This window comes from Streptomyces sp. JLBJ103 (assembly GCF_058215575.1).
On sequence record NZ_CM177089.1, the window covers coordinates 6,817,260 to 6,831,739 of the forward strand.

At 66.2% G+C, this 14,480-nt stretch carries 15 protein-coding genes; 6 read left to right on the plus strand and 9 right to left on the minus strand.

Annotated features, from left to right (window positions below; all coding sequences use genetic code 11):
- Nucleotides 1-22: 22 nt before the first annotated feature.
- From AC4BEG_RS30005 to AC4BEG_RS30015, 3 genes are all read left to right on the plus strand, one after another.
- A complete protein-coding gene (locus tag AC4BEG_RS30005) occupies nucleotides 23-400 on the plus strand; it encodes a transposase (RefSeq protein WP_490702810.1) in 378 nt (125 codons plus the stop codon).
- Nucleotides 388-567, plus strand: a complete 180-nt coding sequence (locus AC4BEG_RS30010; RefSeq protein WP_490702811.1) for a hypothetical protein — start codon at nucleotides 388-390, stop codon at nucleotides 565-567. Before AC4BEG_RS30005 ends, AC4BEG_RS30010 begins: the two co-directional genes overlap by 13 nt.
- 192 nt (nucleotides 568-759) lie before the next feature.
- Complete coding sequence (locus tag AC4BEG_RS30015) at nucleotides 760-1,992, plus strand: IS4 family transposase (RefSeq protein WP_490702812.1); 1,233 nt, start codon at nucleotides 760-762, stop codon at nucleotides 1,990-1,992.
- Between the two features lie 398 nt (nucleotides 1,993-2,390).
- On the opposite strand, the gene AC4BEG_RS30020 is transcribed toward AC4BEG_RS30015, so the two are convergent.
- The 8 genes from AC4BEG_RS30020 to AC4BEG_RS30055 form a co-directional block, all read right to left on the minus strand.
- Nucleotides 2,391-3,101 carry an enoyl-CoA hydratase-related protein gene (locus tag AC4BEG_RS30020; protein ID WP_490702813.1) on the minus strand — a complete coding sequence of 237 codons (711 nt, stop codon included), beginning with the start codon at nucleotides 3,099-3,101 and terminating at the stop codon, nucleotides 2,391-2,393.
- An 83-nt stretch (nucleotides 3,102-3,184) separates the two neighbouring features.
- Complete coding sequence (locus AC4BEG_RS30025; protein ID WP_490702814.1) at nucleotides 3,185-4,342, minus strand: acyl-CoA dehydrogenase family protein; 1,158 nt, start codon at nucleotides 4,340-4,342, stop codon at nucleotides 3,185-3,187.
- Nucleotides 4,343-4,406: 64 nt separating this feature from the next.
- Complete coding sequence (locus AC4BEG_RS30030) at nucleotides 4,407-4,973, minus strand: helix-turn-helix transcriptional regulator (RefSeq protein ID WP_490702815.1); 567 nt, start codon at nucleotides 4,971-4,973, stop codon at nucleotides 4,407-4,409.
- 230 nt (nucleotides 4,974-5,203) lie between these two features.
- Nucleotides 5,204-6,052 carry an SDR family oxidoreductase gene (locus AC4BEG_RS30035; RefSeq protein WP_490702816.1) on the minus strand — a complete coding sequence of 283 codons (849 nt, stop codon included), beginning with the start codon at nucleotides 6,050-6,052 and terminating at the stop codon, nucleotides 5,204-5,206.
- 53 nt (nucleotides 6,053-6,105) lie between these two features.
- Nucleotides 6,106-7,641, minus strand: a complete 1,536-nt coding sequence (locus AC4BEG_RS30040) for a long-chain-fatty-acid--CoA ligase (RefSeq protein ID WP_490702817.1) — start codon at nucleotides 7,639-7,641, stop codon at nucleotides 6,106-6,108.
- Between the two features lie 286 nt (nucleotides 7,642-7,927).
- Complete coding sequence (locus tag AC4BEG_RS30045) at nucleotides 7,928-8,329, minus strand: Zn-ribbon domain-containing OB-fold protein (RefSeq protein WP_490702818.1); 402 nt, start codon at nucleotides 8,327-8,329, stop codon at nucleotides 7,928-7,930.
- A gap of 90 nt (nucleotides 8,330-8,419) precedes the next feature.
- Nucleotides 8,420-9,145 (minus strand): 3-oxoacid CoA-transferase subunit B, encoded by a 726-nt coding sequence (locus AC4BEG_RS30050; protein WP_490702819.1) that lies wholly within the window; start codon nucleotides 9,143-9,145, stop codon nucleotides 8,420-8,422.
- Entirely contained in the window at nucleotides 9,145-9,975 is an 831-nt protein-coding gene (locus tag AC4BEG_RS30055; RefSeq protein ID WP_490702820.1) for a CoA transferase subunit A, read from the minus strand. The genes AC4BEG_RS30050 and AC4BEG_RS30055 overlap by 1 nt, the downstream gene beginning before the upstream one ends.
- A gap of 172 nt (nucleotides 9,976-10,147) precedes the next feature.
- Between AC4BEG_RS30055 and AC4BEG_RS30060 the strand changes: the two genes are divergently transcribed.
- On the plus strand, nucleotides 10,148-10,924 hold the full coding sequence (locus AC4BEG_RS30060) for an IclR family transcriptional regulator (protein ID WP_490702821.1): 777 nt from the start codon (nucleotides 10,148-10,150) through the stop codon (nucleotides 10,922-10,924).
- Between the two features lie 345 nt (nucleotides 10,925-11,269).
- Here AC4BEG_RS30060 and AC4BEG_RS30065 read toward each other — a convergent pair whose 3' ends face one another.
- Nucleotides 11,270-11,833: a TetR/AcrR family transcriptional regulator gene (locus AC4BEG_RS30065; protein WP_490702822.1), complete on the minus strand. Its 564-nt coding sequence runs from the start codon at nucleotides 11,831-11,833 to the stop codon at nucleotides 11,270-11,272.
- Nucleotides 11,834-12,168: 335 nt separating this feature from the next.
- Between AC4BEG_RS30065 and AC4BEG_RS30070 the strand changes: the two genes are divergently transcribed.
- On the plus strand, nucleotides 12,169-12,993 hold the full coding sequence (locus AC4BEG_RS30070; RefSeq protein ID WP_490702823.1) for an MBL fold metallo-hydrolase: 825 nt from the start codon (nucleotides 12,169-12,171) through the stop codon (nucleotides 12,991-12,993).
- A gap of 230 nt (nucleotides 12,994-13,223) precedes the next feature.
- A complete protein-coding gene (locus AC4BEG_RS30075) occupies nucleotides 13,224-14,162 on the plus strand; it encodes a fumarylacetoacetate hydrolase family protein (protein WP_490702824.1) in 939 nt (312 codons plus the stop codon).
- Nucleotides 14,163-14,480: the final 318 nt, after the last annotated feature.

The window sequence follows — 14,480 nt, forward strand, 5'->3', positions numbered from 1 at the left end:
GGGTGGGACGACGGCGATGTGGGTGAGAGACCGGCTGGACTGCCTGTGGTGCGATGAGGACTTCGCCGACTGGTACCCGCGGGACGGACGTCCCGGTCTCTCGCCCGCGCAGTTGGCCACCGTCTGCGTGCTGCAGTTCCTGCTCGACCTGTCGGATCGGCAGGCTGCCGAGGCGGTGCGCTGCCGCATCGATTTCACGTACTCCCTGGCCCTGGAACTGGACGATCCCGGCTTCCATCACAGTGTGCTGGCCGACTTCCGTGGGCGCCTCACCCAGGCGATCGCGCTGACCGTCTCCTCGATCTCGCGCTGGCGCGTCTCAAGGAGGCCGGGCTGGTGCGTGAGCGCACCACGCAGCGCACCGGTTCCACTCATGTCCTGGCCGCAGTGCGTGACCTGACTCGGCTGGGGCTGATCAGCGAGGCGGTGCGGGCCGCGCTGGAGGAGCTCGCCGGCACTGCCCCGCATCTGCTGGTCGGCCTGGTGGACGAGGAGTGGGGACGCCGCTATGGCCGTCCGGTCCGCCTGGGCAAGAACGAGCACCTCGTCGACGGCGGCTACACCTAACCCCTGCCCGCCCACGACTCGAAAGGCATTGGATAACCCGGCAACCGCGCCAGGGCTCCGCCATGACCAAGCAGCGAAAACACTTCGCCCACCCGACAGCTGACGATCAACGACGCCTCATCGCCCCAACCGAAACGGCGAGGTTAGACGCAATACCGGTAACTTAGGGGCAATCTGGTCGTTGTTGTTGGCGTGGCAAGAGCGGGTCAGCTGAAGTCATCTGGCGAGCGGTTGTCGGACCGAGTCGCGGTCGGGGTGCTGACGCAGGCGTTTCCTCAGTCGCTTGTGGACGAGGTGTTGGCGGAGACGGGTCGGGTGCAGCAGCGGAACAGGCTGTTGCCGGCCCGGTTGGTGGTCTACTTCGTGTTGGCGATGTGCCTGTTCTCGGGGCAGAGCTACGAGGAGGTCGCCCGACTGCTGACCGCGGGTTTGCAGGGTGCGCGGGGTTGGCGTACATCGTGGGTGGTGCCGAGTACGGCTGCGATCTGGAAAGCCAGGTCCCGGCTGGGAGTGGCGCCGTTGCGGCAGTTGTTCGCGCGGGTGTGCCGTCCGGTTGCCACACCGGACACTCGGGGCGCCTTCTACCGCGGCTGGCGGCTGACCGCGGTCGACGGCACCACGTTCGACCTGCCCGATACGAAGGCGAATGTGGAGGCGTTCGGCCGTCCGCCCCGCTCCGGGCGCGGTGAACAGGACGTCGGCTGGCCGCAGTTGCGCATGGTCGGCCTGGTGGAGTGCGGCACCCACGCCATCTTCGATGCCGCGATCGGAGGTCTGCGCACCGGAGAGCAGGCTCTGGCCCGGGCGGTCCTGGTGTCCTTGCGGCCGGGGATGCTGCTGCTGGCCGACCGTGGTTTCTACGGCGTGGACCTGTGGCGCACAGCCGCGGCGACGGGGGCGGACCTGCTGTGGCGAGTCCGCAAAGACCTCGTGCTGCCGGTGGTCGAGCAGCTGCCGGACGGTTCCTATCTCACTGAGATCTTCGACCGGAGCGACATCCACCACACCCGTCGTGGGGTGCCGGTGCGCGCGGTGGAGTACACCATCGCCGGCCACGAGGGCTTCTACCGGCTCCTCACCACGATCCTCGACCCGGACGAGGCCCCGGCCGCGGAACTGGCCGCCCTCTACGCCCAGCGATGGGAGTTCGAGTCCACCCTCGACGAAATCAAAACCCACCTTGGCGGGTCGCACTTGGTACTGCGGTCGCAGCACCCGGACGGGGCCGAGCAGGAGCTTTACGGTTTCCTGCTCGTCCACCACGCCATCCGGCACCTGATGCACCAGGCCGCACGACAAGCCGGCCGGGACCCCGACCGGATCTCCTTCACCCGCTCACTGCGCGTCGTGCGCCGCCAGGTCACCGACCAGGCGGCATTTTCCCCCCGGCCGACTCACCCGCGCCGTCAAAGCCACCCACGCTGAACTCCTCGAACGCCTCCTGCCACCACGACGCCGCCGGACCAACCCCCGCGTCATCAAACGCAAAGTCGCCAGCTGGCCCCTCAAACGCGCCGCCCACCGCGTTACAGACCGCCCACGCGTGCTGGCCATCACCATCGTTGGTGCCACCAAACCCAAACGGGTCAAACGAACATAAACGCCCTAAATTACCGGTATTGAGGTTAGACGCCTTCCTCGCGGGTGATCGATGAGAATGAGAGTGGGCCAACTACCCGACGTCATCTCGACGGACCTGGCCCGTCCGATCCGCGACGCCTGCGGTGCGCTCGCCGCAGACCGTTCGTTATGTGTGGTGGTGCTGTCCTCGACGCATGAGCGGGGCTTTTGCGTGGGGTCTGATCTGAAGGAGCGCAACTCCCTCAGGGACGGCGCCGCGGTATCGTTGGACCGGTGTCATTGGAGGTTTGATGATTCTCGGTATCGCGGAGCGAGGCCAGGACTTCTCCGTACATCTGCTCCTTGATGGCGCCCAGGGTGGGGCCCGCTTTGGTGGTGAGCTTGGCCGCCCGCTCAATAGCGAGCGGAAGAACAGCCGCCTGGTCTACGGCAGCTTCGGCGATGTGAAGATCTGTGGCTTCCGCACCCCCGTAGCGACGGCCAGTTGTCATCGCTTCGTGGGCGACCGGCTGCGGGAGGCGTCCTTGGACGAGCAGGGCCATGCCGAGGGTGAAGGGCAAGTCAATGTCTACCTCGGGCAGACAGAAGAACCCTCGGTCCCGTCGCATGAGGCGGAAGTCGTGGGCCAGCGCCAGCATGGCCCCCGCGCCGAATGCGTGGCCCTGGACCGCTGCGATCGACGGCACGGGCAGTGACAGAACGCGTGCGAGCAGCTGGTGCGCCTGCATCACGCAGTCATCGCTCTGGGTTGCGTTGCTGGAGAGCCATTCGAGGTCCAGTCCGTTGGAGAAGAATTTGCCGTGCGCCGTGGTGACGAGTGCCCTCGGCCCGGGGGTGCCCGTGATGGTGTCGAGGTGGGCGGACACGGTAGCCATCCAGTCCGGGTGGAATCTGTTCTCCGTGGCACCCAGTGTCAGGATGAATACATCTCTCTCACGCTCAAGCAGTGGCAAGACGGGGCTCCTTCGCGTGGCGGATACCGAGTGGTGGCCTGATCACGGACGCGTGCCGGGGCATGTGGGACCGGCACGGCGAGTCAGTAGGATTTCGGTAGGCCCAGGCTGGACTGGGCCACGAAGTTGAGGATCATTTCTCGGCTTACGGGTGCCACGCGCGCGATCCGTGTGCTGGCGAGAAGCGTGCTGACGTTGTACTCGCTGGCGAACCCATTTCCGCCGAGGGTTTGAACAGCTTGATCTGCTGCCTTGACGCCGACTTCGGCTGCGGCGTACTTGGCCATGTTGGCGGCTTCGCCGGCAGCCTTGTCGTCCCCCGCGTCGTAGGCACTGGCGGCCTTTTGCATCATGAGCCTGGCGAGTTCGAGTTCGATCTTGATCTGCGCCAGCGGGTGGGCGACGCCCTGGTGGGCGCCGATGGCCTGTCCCCAGACCACTCTTTCCTTGGCGTAGGACGCAGCTACGCCGAGTGCGTAGCGCGCGACGCCTGTGGACATCGCTGCTGCTGCGATCCGCTCCGGATTCAGCCCGGCAAAAAGCTGGGCCAGTCCCGCGTCCTGGCTGCCGACGAGCGCGTCGGCGGGGAGCCGTACCTCATCGAGGAAGAGCAGGAACTGCTTCTCCGGGATGGCGGTGTCCATGTCGATGGGGCGGTACTCGAAGCCCGGGGTGTCGGTCGGCACAATGAACAGCGCCGGTTTCAGCCGCCCGTTTCGTGAGTCCTCGGTACGGGCGACGATGAGCACCGCCGCGGCTTGGTCCACTCCGCTGACGTAAATTTTACGGCCGTTGAGGACCCACTGCTGGCCGTCGCGACGTGCCGTGGTGGCGAGGTTGTGCGAGTTGGAGCCGGCGTCGGGCTCGGTGATGCCGAACGCCATGAGAACGGAGCCGTCAGAGAGGGGAGGCAGCCAACGCTCCTTCTGGCCTTCGGTACCGAAGCGTGTGATGAGCGTTCCGCAGATGGTGGGCGAGACCACCATCATCAACTGGCTGCAGCCAGCTGCTGCGAGCTCCTCCTGGACGAGGGCGAGTTCGTACATGCCAGCGCCACCGCCACCGTACTCCTCGGGCAGGTGTACGCCGAGGAAGCCCAGCCCGGCAGCTTCCCGCCACAGTTCAGTGGTCGACTGTCCGGCCTTGGCCTTGTCGCGCATATAGCCAAACCCGAAGCGAGTGCCAAGCTCCGATACGGCCTTGCGCAGCGCACGGTGTTCATCAGATTCGTTGAAATCCACAGACGGCTCTCTTTGCGTTGGTTCCGGACGACGCGATGCGCGTGCAGCAGCGCGCTCGGAGGCGTTAGCGCTCGACGTCGGTGTGGTGCGATGGGTTGGTGAGTTCTGCGGAGACCCGGTCGCACCAGGACAGCAGGAACTCGTGAAGCTCGACATGAAGGTGGGCGAGACGGATGGGAGCGTCGGCCGCATGCCGGTCCTGGGTCTTCTGCGCCGCTGGGAGCACCTTCTGCCTGAGCTTGTCCAGGTAGCGGATCGAACGTTCCCGGACTTGCGTGATCAGAGCCTGCGTTTCCTCGAGGGAGAGGACGTCTGCGAAGAAGATCTTCACCTGGAGCAGATCACGGATCTCCAGGTCCGCTCGGTCGTCTCGCAGGATCCACTCCCGCAGTGCCTGGGTGCCGTCCGCGGTGATCTGATAGATGCGACGCTTGCGATTGCCTTTCGGATCGTCGGAGCCCCGGATCAGCTTGGCATCTTCCAGACGGCTCAATTCGGAGTAGATCTGTGGTGGGGAGATCGACCAGAAGTGTCTCAGCGACAGCTCCGCGGAACGACGGACCTCGTACCCGGAGCGGGAACCGATGGCAATCATGCCCAGTACGACGTAGCCGGATGTGGTCGTCTCCATTGTTTCCACCCATCATCTCTCGATTCACCCGCTGCCGATCACGGCAGCGGACTGCGTGCAGCACTGCATCACGCCATCTCGCATGGGAGTCGAGCGCTTCCTGCGGCGCACGCAGCCACGTGAGGAGGAGGCGATCTGAACTTCCACCGCAACGTGTCATTATCTGTCCTTCGCGGCCCGGGCTGTTCCTTGTCTGCGTCGCAGCAATCGATGAGGACAGAGGCAGCGAACTACTTCTTCTGGTAGGCGCGTTCGTCGATCCACATCGGGTCCGACGGAGCGACGCCGGTCGTCCAGTACGTATCGATGCGCTCGTCGGTCCAGCCCCGTTCGCGGAGGAACTCCTCGTCGATGATCTGCCGGCCCGTGCAGGACTTCGGCTCGGAGGAAAGGATCTCCATCAGGGCGTCGCACATGATCTCCGGCGTGCGCCACTGATCGGGGCGCCCCATCTTGTCCTCGGACCAGTTCTTCGTGGCGTAGGACTCGATAGGTGTCGCGGGCCACAGACTGTTCGCCGCGATGTTGTCGTCGTGGTGCTCGGCGGCGACACCGATCGCCAGGCGGGTCATACCCATCTTCGTGGAGTAGTACATCGCGTACCCGGGGGTGGCCTCGACCGTGATGGGCGGGCTGTTCATAATGATGTGCCCCCACCCGCCGGCAATCATGTGCGGAAGGGCGTAGTAGGTCGCATAGTAGCTCGCCCGCAGGTTGACCTCGTACATCAGCGCCACCCTCTTGGGCGGAGTATCGATAACACGCTCCCACCAGAGAGCCCCTGCGTTGTTGATGAGAATGTCCAGCCTGCCGAACTCGGCCCGCGTACGGTCGACCATGCGCTTAACGTCTGCTTCCTCCCGCACGTTCACCTTGATCGCCAGCGCGCGGCGGCCCAGCTGGCGCACCTCTTCGGCAACCGAGTAGATGGTCCCGGGCAGCTGTTCGCTGTCGCTTTCGCTCTTGCCGGTGATGACGATGTCGGCGCCTTCCCTGGCGAGCCGCAGCGCGAACTCACGGCCGATGCCGCGACTGGATCCGGTGATGACCGCGACACGGCCTTCAAGGGGCTTGTTCATTAGTTCTCCTATGAGGTGAGCTTCGAGGGAGTGCTTGGTTGGGGCGGGCAGAGTCAGACCGGGGTGTCGGGGGATCCGGCGTCCGGCTTGAGAGTGCTGGTCCATGCCTCACGCCGCAGCAACTTGCCGGTGGGCCCCTTCGGGAGCTGGTCGACGTAGGTGACCAGCCGCGGGTACTTGTACGGGGCGAGCCGTTCACGGACGAAGGCACGCAGATCGTCGGGGTCCGGCTGAGCGCCGTCAGTCACCACGACAGCGGCGATCTCCTCGCCGTGGAGTCGGTGGGGAACACCTACGACCGCGGCCTCGCGAATGTGAGGATGGCCGAGGAGTACCTCCTCCACCTCACGCGGGTAGACGTTGAAGCCACCCCTGATGATGACGTCTTTGGCGCGGTCGAGGACGAAGACGTCTCCGTCTTCGTCGACGCGGCCGATGTCGCCGGTCGCCATCCAGCCGCCAGGCCGCATGACTTGTGCTGTTGCTTCGTTGTGATTCAGGTATCCGGCCATCACGTTGTGCCCCCGGATCTCTATCTCGCCTTCTTCGCCGGCTGGCACGGGAGCCCCGAGAGCGTTGACGATGCGGACCTCGACCCCCCAGATCGGTTGGCCAGCCGATCCGGGCTTTCGAACTCGGCCGGTGTGCGTGACCACTGCTGCGCCGGAACACTCGGACAGTCCGTACCCCTCGAAAACCGTGCAGCCGAAGACGTCCGCGAAGCTGCGAAGCAGCGCGTCGGGCACTGGAGCTCCGCCGGCGCCCGCCAGCCGCAGGTTGAGCCGGGCATGCTTGCCAGGCGTATACGTATCGAGGAGCGCGGTGAGCAGTGTGGGAACCCCGACAAGAGCCGTCACGCCGAACTCGGCCATCTGCTGCAGCGCCGTCTCCGGCTCGAACCGTGCGAGCGGAAGAACGCTGGCACCCGATGCCAGTGCCGCGTTGAGGATGATGCTCTGACCCATCACATGCGAGCCGGGTAGCGCCATCAGCGCCACATCATCCGGCGTGTAGCTGAGGGCGTCCGACATGACTGCGGCGTTCCACAGCATGTTCGAGTGGGTCAAGGCCGCACCCTTTGCGCAGCCGGTTGTGCCCGAGGTGTAGACGACCACCGCGATGTCCTCCGGCGCTCGTTCCACCCACTTGCTGGCAGGCTCCGACGCCAGCAGACGGAGGAGATCACTGGCCTCTGCGTCCGCCGGCAGGGTCACCACTGCCACGCCCGCGAAGCGGGCGGCAGCCTCGTCAGGACTGACCACAAAGGTGACGTCGGCGTCTGTAACCATGTGGCCGAGCTCGGCCTGCCGCAGCATGGTGGTGGCAGGCACGACGACAGCACCGGCCTTGAGAGCTCCGAAGTACGCGACGACGAACGCGAGCGAATTCGGCATTCGCACCAGCACCCGATCGCCGGGCTGCAGGCCCTTGCCGCGCAGCAGCGCGGCGAACCGGCCGGTCAGCTCGTCCAGCTGTCGGAACGTGGTGGGCGAGGCCCCGGCGACTGCCTGACGCCGCGGGTGTAGGCCGGCACTGCTGGTGAGCACCTGGCAGAGATTGATCCCCATGTTCACGTCCTCGGAAGGCATCGGAAATGCATGAGTTATATGAATAGGTTGGGCCAACCTATGTCTGAGTGTCAATGCCCGGGCCATGGGAGATCAGGGAACAGGGAGCGGTGAGGGCCGGCCAGCGGGTGGTGGTCGGAGTGCGTGCGCCGCTGTGCTGAACCACGGGCCGAAATGGCCGGTGGCGGTGTGTGAGGTGCTGCTGAGCGGGTCGAAGCTGCTGGGCCACTCGCAGCTTGAAGGCGGGACTTCACTCCTTTGGGAGGTCTGGATCCGGCTGCGGGTGCGGCGCCGGGCGCAGGTACGGTCAGTGGTCACCCGCCTCCAGGTGGAAGACCGGCAGTGAGTCACGCCCGGTGTCCATCCCGCCGAAGCGGACACGGGTACCGACCGCGATACACGCGCACGGGACTCCCTTGATCAGCGCCATGACGCGTACACCCTCATCGAGCTCGATCGTCACGGACGTGAACTGCTGGTTTCCGCTACGGCGGCTGTGCACGCGGCCCGTCCCCCGGCTCTGCTCACGTCTCAGCTCTCCGGAACCGCAGACAGGGCACTCCAGCCTGGCGGGGAACACCGGGCTGGAACACCAGCCGCAGCGCTGGAAGTACAGCGCCACTGGCGCGCCGGGTGGCTGGTGCGTCGGGGCTGAATCCGCCGCGGCGGCGGGGTCGGTGGTGACCGTCGGGTCAGTGCTGATGGTCATCGCTCTACCCCGCTTTCCTTATGGTTGAGAGGTTGGCAAGGTCGACGAGTTCGAACGGGCAGGTCGTCATGGAGAGCAGCCCGTCCCGTCCTACGTTGGCACGCCACCAGTGGCACGGCCTGACAAGTCCCCGATGCCGTCGGCCAGTTCCAGCTCGGGCCCCGTCTTCTCACGAACCTCGTCGACTGTGACGTCAGGAGCCAGTTCGACGACCTGGAGGACCCGCGGGCCGGGAGCACCGGATTGCGCCTGTGCGCCGGTGGTGGGATCGAGCACGTCGATGACGGCCAGGTCGGTGATGATCCGCTGAATGACGCGGCGCCCGGTGTAGGGGAGTGTGCACTCGTTGACGATCTTGTGGCTTCCGTCGGAGGCGACGTGCTCCATGAGTGCGATGACTTTGCGGGCGCCGTGGACGAGGTCCATGGCGCCCCCCATCCCCTTGACCATCTTTCCGGGGATCATCCAGTTGGCGAGGTCACCCTGGGCGGACACCTGCATGGCTCCGAGGACGGCGGCGTCGATCTTGCCGCCACGGATCATGCCGAAGCTGGTGGCGGAGTCGAAGAACGATGCTCCACGGCGCACCGTGACGGTCTCCTTGCCGGCGTTGATGAGGTCGGGGTCGACGGCGTCCTCGCTGTCCGGGTAGGCACCGATGCCCAGGATCCCGTTCTCGGACTGCAGGACCAGTTCGACACTGTCGGGCACATGGTTGGGTACGAGGGTGGGCAGGCCGATGCCGAGGTTGACGTAAGAGCCGTCGGTGAGTTCCGCGGCGGCTCGGGCGGCCATTTCGTCCCGTGTCCAGGCCATCAGTTCCTGTCCTTTCCCTTGCTCTGGCTGGCCGTGCTCCGCTGTTTCTGGTCGGCTGCCGGCGTGGCTCGGAGCGTTCGTCGCTCGATGCGCTTGTCGGTGACCTGCTCGGGGCTCAGGGCGACGACGCGATGCACGTAGACGCCGGGGGTGTGGATCTCGTCGGGGTCAAGCTCACCGGGTTCGACGAGTTCCTCGACCTCGGCGAGGGTGATGCGGCCGCACATGGCGGCGAGGGGGTTGAAGTTTCGTGCCGCGGACCGGTAGACGAGATTGCCGTGGCGGTCCCCCCTCCAGGCGCGCACCAGCCCGAAGTCGGCGGTGACGGCGGATTCGAGGACGAATTCCCTTTCGCCCTCGGAGGTGGGAAACACCCGCACATCCTTGGCCGGCGAGGCGACGGCCACCCCGCCGGCGGCGTCATAGCGCCAGGGCAGCCCGCCGTCGGCGACCTGGGTGCCGACCCCGGTGGCGGTGTAGAAGGCGGGGATTCCCGAGCCTCCCGCACGCATCCGCTCCGCAAGAGTGCCCTGCGGGGTGAGTTCGACTTCCAGCTCACCTTCCAGGTACTGCCGCGCGAATTCCTTGTTCTCTCCCACGTAGGAAGAGACCACGCGGCGCAGTCGTCCGGCCTGGAGCAGACGGCCCAGGCCCCAGTCGTCCACTCCGCAGTTGTTCGAGATGGCCTCGAGTTGGTCGGCCCCCTGGTCCAGCAGGGCATCGATCAGCACTGACGGGATTCCGCACAGCCCGAACCCGCCCACCGCGATGGTTGCTCCTGAGTCGATGTCCGCCACGGCATGCGCCGCGCTCGTCACCACCTTGTCCATGTGTCGTCCACTCCTTGGAAATCAGCGGTCTTCCGCCCGAGGCGGGCTCACCGATGAAAGAACCGCAGGTGTCACGGGGTCAAGGTGACATCGACCTTCCCTGCGGGATTGCTCATTGCCCAAGACAAGGCGAGCCCGCGCGTTCACTGAGTGGACGCATAGACTGCCCGGTGTGAACCCACCTGCTTCCGTTCTGGGGCGCGCCGCCGCCGTACTGCATGCCCTGGCCCAGTCCGAGCCCGGCGGGGAGACTACGGCCGCTCTGGGGCGCCGGATCGGGCTGCCCCGCCCCACCACGCACCGTCTGCTCTCCTCCCTGCAGGCCGAGGCCTTCGTCGATCGCACCCCTGGCGGCAGGTGGGTGCTGGGGCCTGAACTCTTCCTTCTCGGTGCTGCCGCGGCCTCTCGCTTCGACGTGACGGAGCAAGCCCGTCCATCGGTGCGCCGTCTGGCGGAGGCGACCGGGGAAAGCGCCTTCTTCTCGACGCGTCGCGGAGAGGAAACCGTTTGTCTGGTGCGGGAGGACGGAAGCTTCCCGATCCGTTCGTTCGTGCTTCATGAGGGACTGCGACTGCCGCTCGGGGTGGCCTCGGCCGGGCTGGCGGTGCTGGCGTTCCTCCCGGAGCATTGGGCCGACGCCTATCTGGCCGACAACGACCTGACGTCCGCCTGGGGGGAGAGTCATTCCGCGGCCGCCATCCGTGAGCGGCTCGTGCTGACCCGGCGGGACGGGTACTCGACGAATCCCAATCTTCTCGTCGCCGGCAGCTGGGGGATGGGGGCGGCCGTCTTCGATGTTCAGGGAAACCCTGTCGGAGCCCTGTCACTCACAGGGGTCGAGCAGCGGTTCTCTCCTGACCGGCGCCCGCAGCTGGGGCAGCTCCTGCTGGACGAGGCTCATCGCCTGACCGGCCTGCTGATCCGTTCCCGTCCGGGTACGCGTGCGTAGCCCGCGGCGAGCGTCCCGGGTGCTGCCCCAACTGGGACGCCGGCCGCGCTGAGCAGGAGCAGCGCTCCTCACACGGGGAGCCATTGCTGACCGGACGGTCGTTGCACAACGGTTCGTCCAGGCCCTGCGGGTGACCGGTGCGGAGCACCTGGCGCATGCAACGCTCGGGCGTCAGGCTGCGTGCGCCCCAGGCGAGCCCGCCACATGCGCTGGGCGTCACTGCACAGAACGTCGGTCGCCCGCTCCGTGCGCGGGCTCCGTGCGCGGGTGGGTGCTCGAAAGACTCGAGGCCGGATCAGCGCAACTCCCAGCATCGGAATCGGGCCTGGGACGACAGCTCCCGATTCACGGCGTCCGCGGGTCGGTGTGCAAGCCGGAGATCACGAGATCGAGCATCTCGACGAGGCGGTCGGCGAGGTCGACGGGTGCCGGCTCGGTGGCGATCCACCGGGAGACCTCAGAGAAGTAGCCGACCGCGAGCAGCGAGCCGGCCTGGCCGGGATCCACGCCGGGTCTGAATTCCCCGTCGCGCTGTCCGTCCTCGACGATTGCTGCCAGCTCCACGCCCAGTGATGGGTCCTGCAGCAGCCGACCGAAATGCGTGGAGGCATCCATCAAGACGACTGTCAGTGCCCGGGACTCGGTGTTGAGGTCGGCCAACGCGCGGAGATAGTGCCGCAGGCGCATGGCGGCGGGCAGCCCGGCCGCTTGTTCGCGGCTCAGGATCTCGGTGACCCGAACCCAGCGCCGTACCCCCCACTCGTCCAGAAAGCTGGCCTTTTGCGGGAAGTGATTGAAGACCGTTGCCCGCGCGACGTCGGCCCGCTCGCCGATGGCGTCCATGGTCGTGGCTTCGAAGCCGCGCTCCATGAAGAGCTCGACCGCAGAGGTGTACAGCCGGTCATGCATCTGCTGCCACTTGCGTTCCCGTCTTCCCTGGTGAGGCGTGGTCGCCGCCGGAGGTGTGGCTGCTCGTGCGCTTGTCATGGTCTCAGTAAACACGGATCAGGGCCTCTCTTGACGAGTCGCATGCTCGCTCACTAGATTCCCATCCATACCTATACTCAAGTCTAACAACGGACTGAAGTGTGGGTTCGTGTCCGGTGTCTCGGATGGGATGGGCAATGGGATCCAGAAATGCGGCACTACACACGGACCTCGGTGGCGGCTGCCATGCGTGGGGTTCGCCGGACGGTGGCTGGGGGTTCAGCAATGCCGGACTGATCACGGGCGCAGGCGAGTCCTTGCTGGTTGACACCCTCTACGACCTGCGGCTTACCCAGCAGATGCTGGACGGGCTGCAGTCGGTGACCCGGTCCGCGCCGATCTCCACGGTGGTCAACACGCACGGCAACGGCGACCACTGGTTCGGCAACCAACTGGTCGCCCACACCGAGATCATCGCCGCCGCCGGCTCCCTCACCGACATGCGGCAGGTGAGTCCGCGGGAGATGCACGCGCTGATCAGCAGCGGAGCACCCGCCGGGCCGTTCGCCCGGAAGATCTTCGGCGTCTTCGACTTCGCAGCGGTCGAGCCGGTGTATCCCAGCCGGGTCTACGAAGGCGAGACCGCGCTGGACATCGGCGGTGTCGATGTCCAGTTGATCGACGTCGGGCCGGCTCACTCCATCAGCGACACGATCGTGCACGTTCCGCGGGCCAGGACTGTCTATACCGGGGACATCATTTTCGCGGGCGGCACTCCGGTGGTGTGGCACGGGCCGTTCGACAACTGGGTCCGGGCCTGCGACCTGCTGCTGAGACTTGACGTCGACACCATCGTGCCCGGCCACGGCCCCGTGACCAGTAAGGACGCGGTCCGGGACACACGGAATTACCTGGAGTACGTCCACGAACAGGCCGCCACCCGATTCGCCGCAGGAATGCCCGCCGTCGAAGCGGCCCGCGACATCCGTCTGGGGCCCTTCGCGGCGCTCGGGGAGAGTGAACGCCTGGCGGTCAACGTACACACCGTCTACCGCGAACTCGATCCCGGACTGGCTCCTCTCGACGCCCTCGCCCTCTTCGGCTGCATGGCCGAACTCGCACACCCTTCCCCTCACAGCTGAGGAGGATTCCCATGGTCTCCGGCACCGCAGATCCCGGAGCCCTTATGCCCGTCCTCGGCGCCGTTGCTCCTCCATGGCCTCGGCTTCCGGCTGGTCATCACCGTCCCGCCGGCATGTCCCCGCTGCGATCTCGGCGGACTCCCTCCTACGCAGACCGAGTCCGCCGAGCAGCTCACTGCTGCCGGCCGCTGAGACATCCGTACCCGTACCAATTCGTGGGAGTCAGGACAATGCGTTTCGCTACTTTCGAACATCAGGGAACAGTGCGGTCAGGGGTGGTGCGGGACGGCTCCGTCCACCCCTTCGGGGAGGCAGTGGCTCTGCTGGAGCTGATCCGGCGCGGTCCGCAGGCCCTACGGGACGCGGCAGCCACGGCCAGCCCGTCGGCGTACGACGTGACGGACGTCCGGCTACTGCCACCCCTTCAGCCGCCCACAGTACGGGACTACCTGACCTTTGAGAGCCATCTCGAAGGTGTCGCACGCGGCTTCGGCTCCACTGTGCCCGATGCCTGGTACGCCGAGCCGGTGTTCTACTTCACCAATCCGTACGCCATGATCGGCGCCCACGATGACGTACCGGTGCCCCCGGGCTGCGAGGTCTTCGACTTCGAGCTTGAGGTCGCGGCGGTCATCGGCAGCGCGGGCCGGGACCTGACGCCTGAACAGGCTCGTGAGCACATCCTCGGCTACACCATCTTCAACGACTGGACCGCGCGGGACATCCAGGGCCGCGAAATGCAGGTCATGCTCGGCCCATCCAAGGGAAAGGACAGCTCCACCACACTCGGCCCCTGGCTGGTCACCGCAGACGAAATCGAACCCCATCGCAACGCTGAGGGCTTCCTCGACCTGAACCTGACCGTCGAAGTCAACGGCGTCACGGTAGGCCAAGACACTCTCGCCAACATGGCCTGGACATTCGAGGAGATGATCGCCCACGCCTCACGCGGCACGACCGTTCAACCAGGCGATGTCCTCGGCTCCGGCACCTGCGGCAACGGCGGCTGCCTGGCCGAACTGTGGGGCCGGAACGGATCCCACACCCCGCCGCCCCTGGCGCCGGGCGACACGGTGACCATGATCGTCGAAGGCATCGGCACCATCAGCAATACCGTCGTCCCCGGCACGGCAGCAGTCGCGGTGCCCGCGGCCCGCCGTCGGCTCTGAGTGCTGCTGTTGTTGTAGCGATCTTGAAATTGCCAGGCATTCGGCGGAGTGTTGGGGCGGATGGTGACACCACTTGTTCCCGGGCTAAAGGGCAAGGCCATGAAGTTACGGGGTGATCGGCGGTGTCAAGACGTCGATTCTGAGGGTGGCGGATCCGGATCGGCGATGGGTGGGGTGAACCCGACGGCCGGACCGACGACGATGTCCTTCGGCGCAGGGCGTATGCCGGGAGGCAATAGGGGCGGCAACCTGCCGGAGGACTTTGAGATTGCGCTTGCCGAGAATGTCATCCGCCCTGGTGGGAGGCGGTGCGCGCGG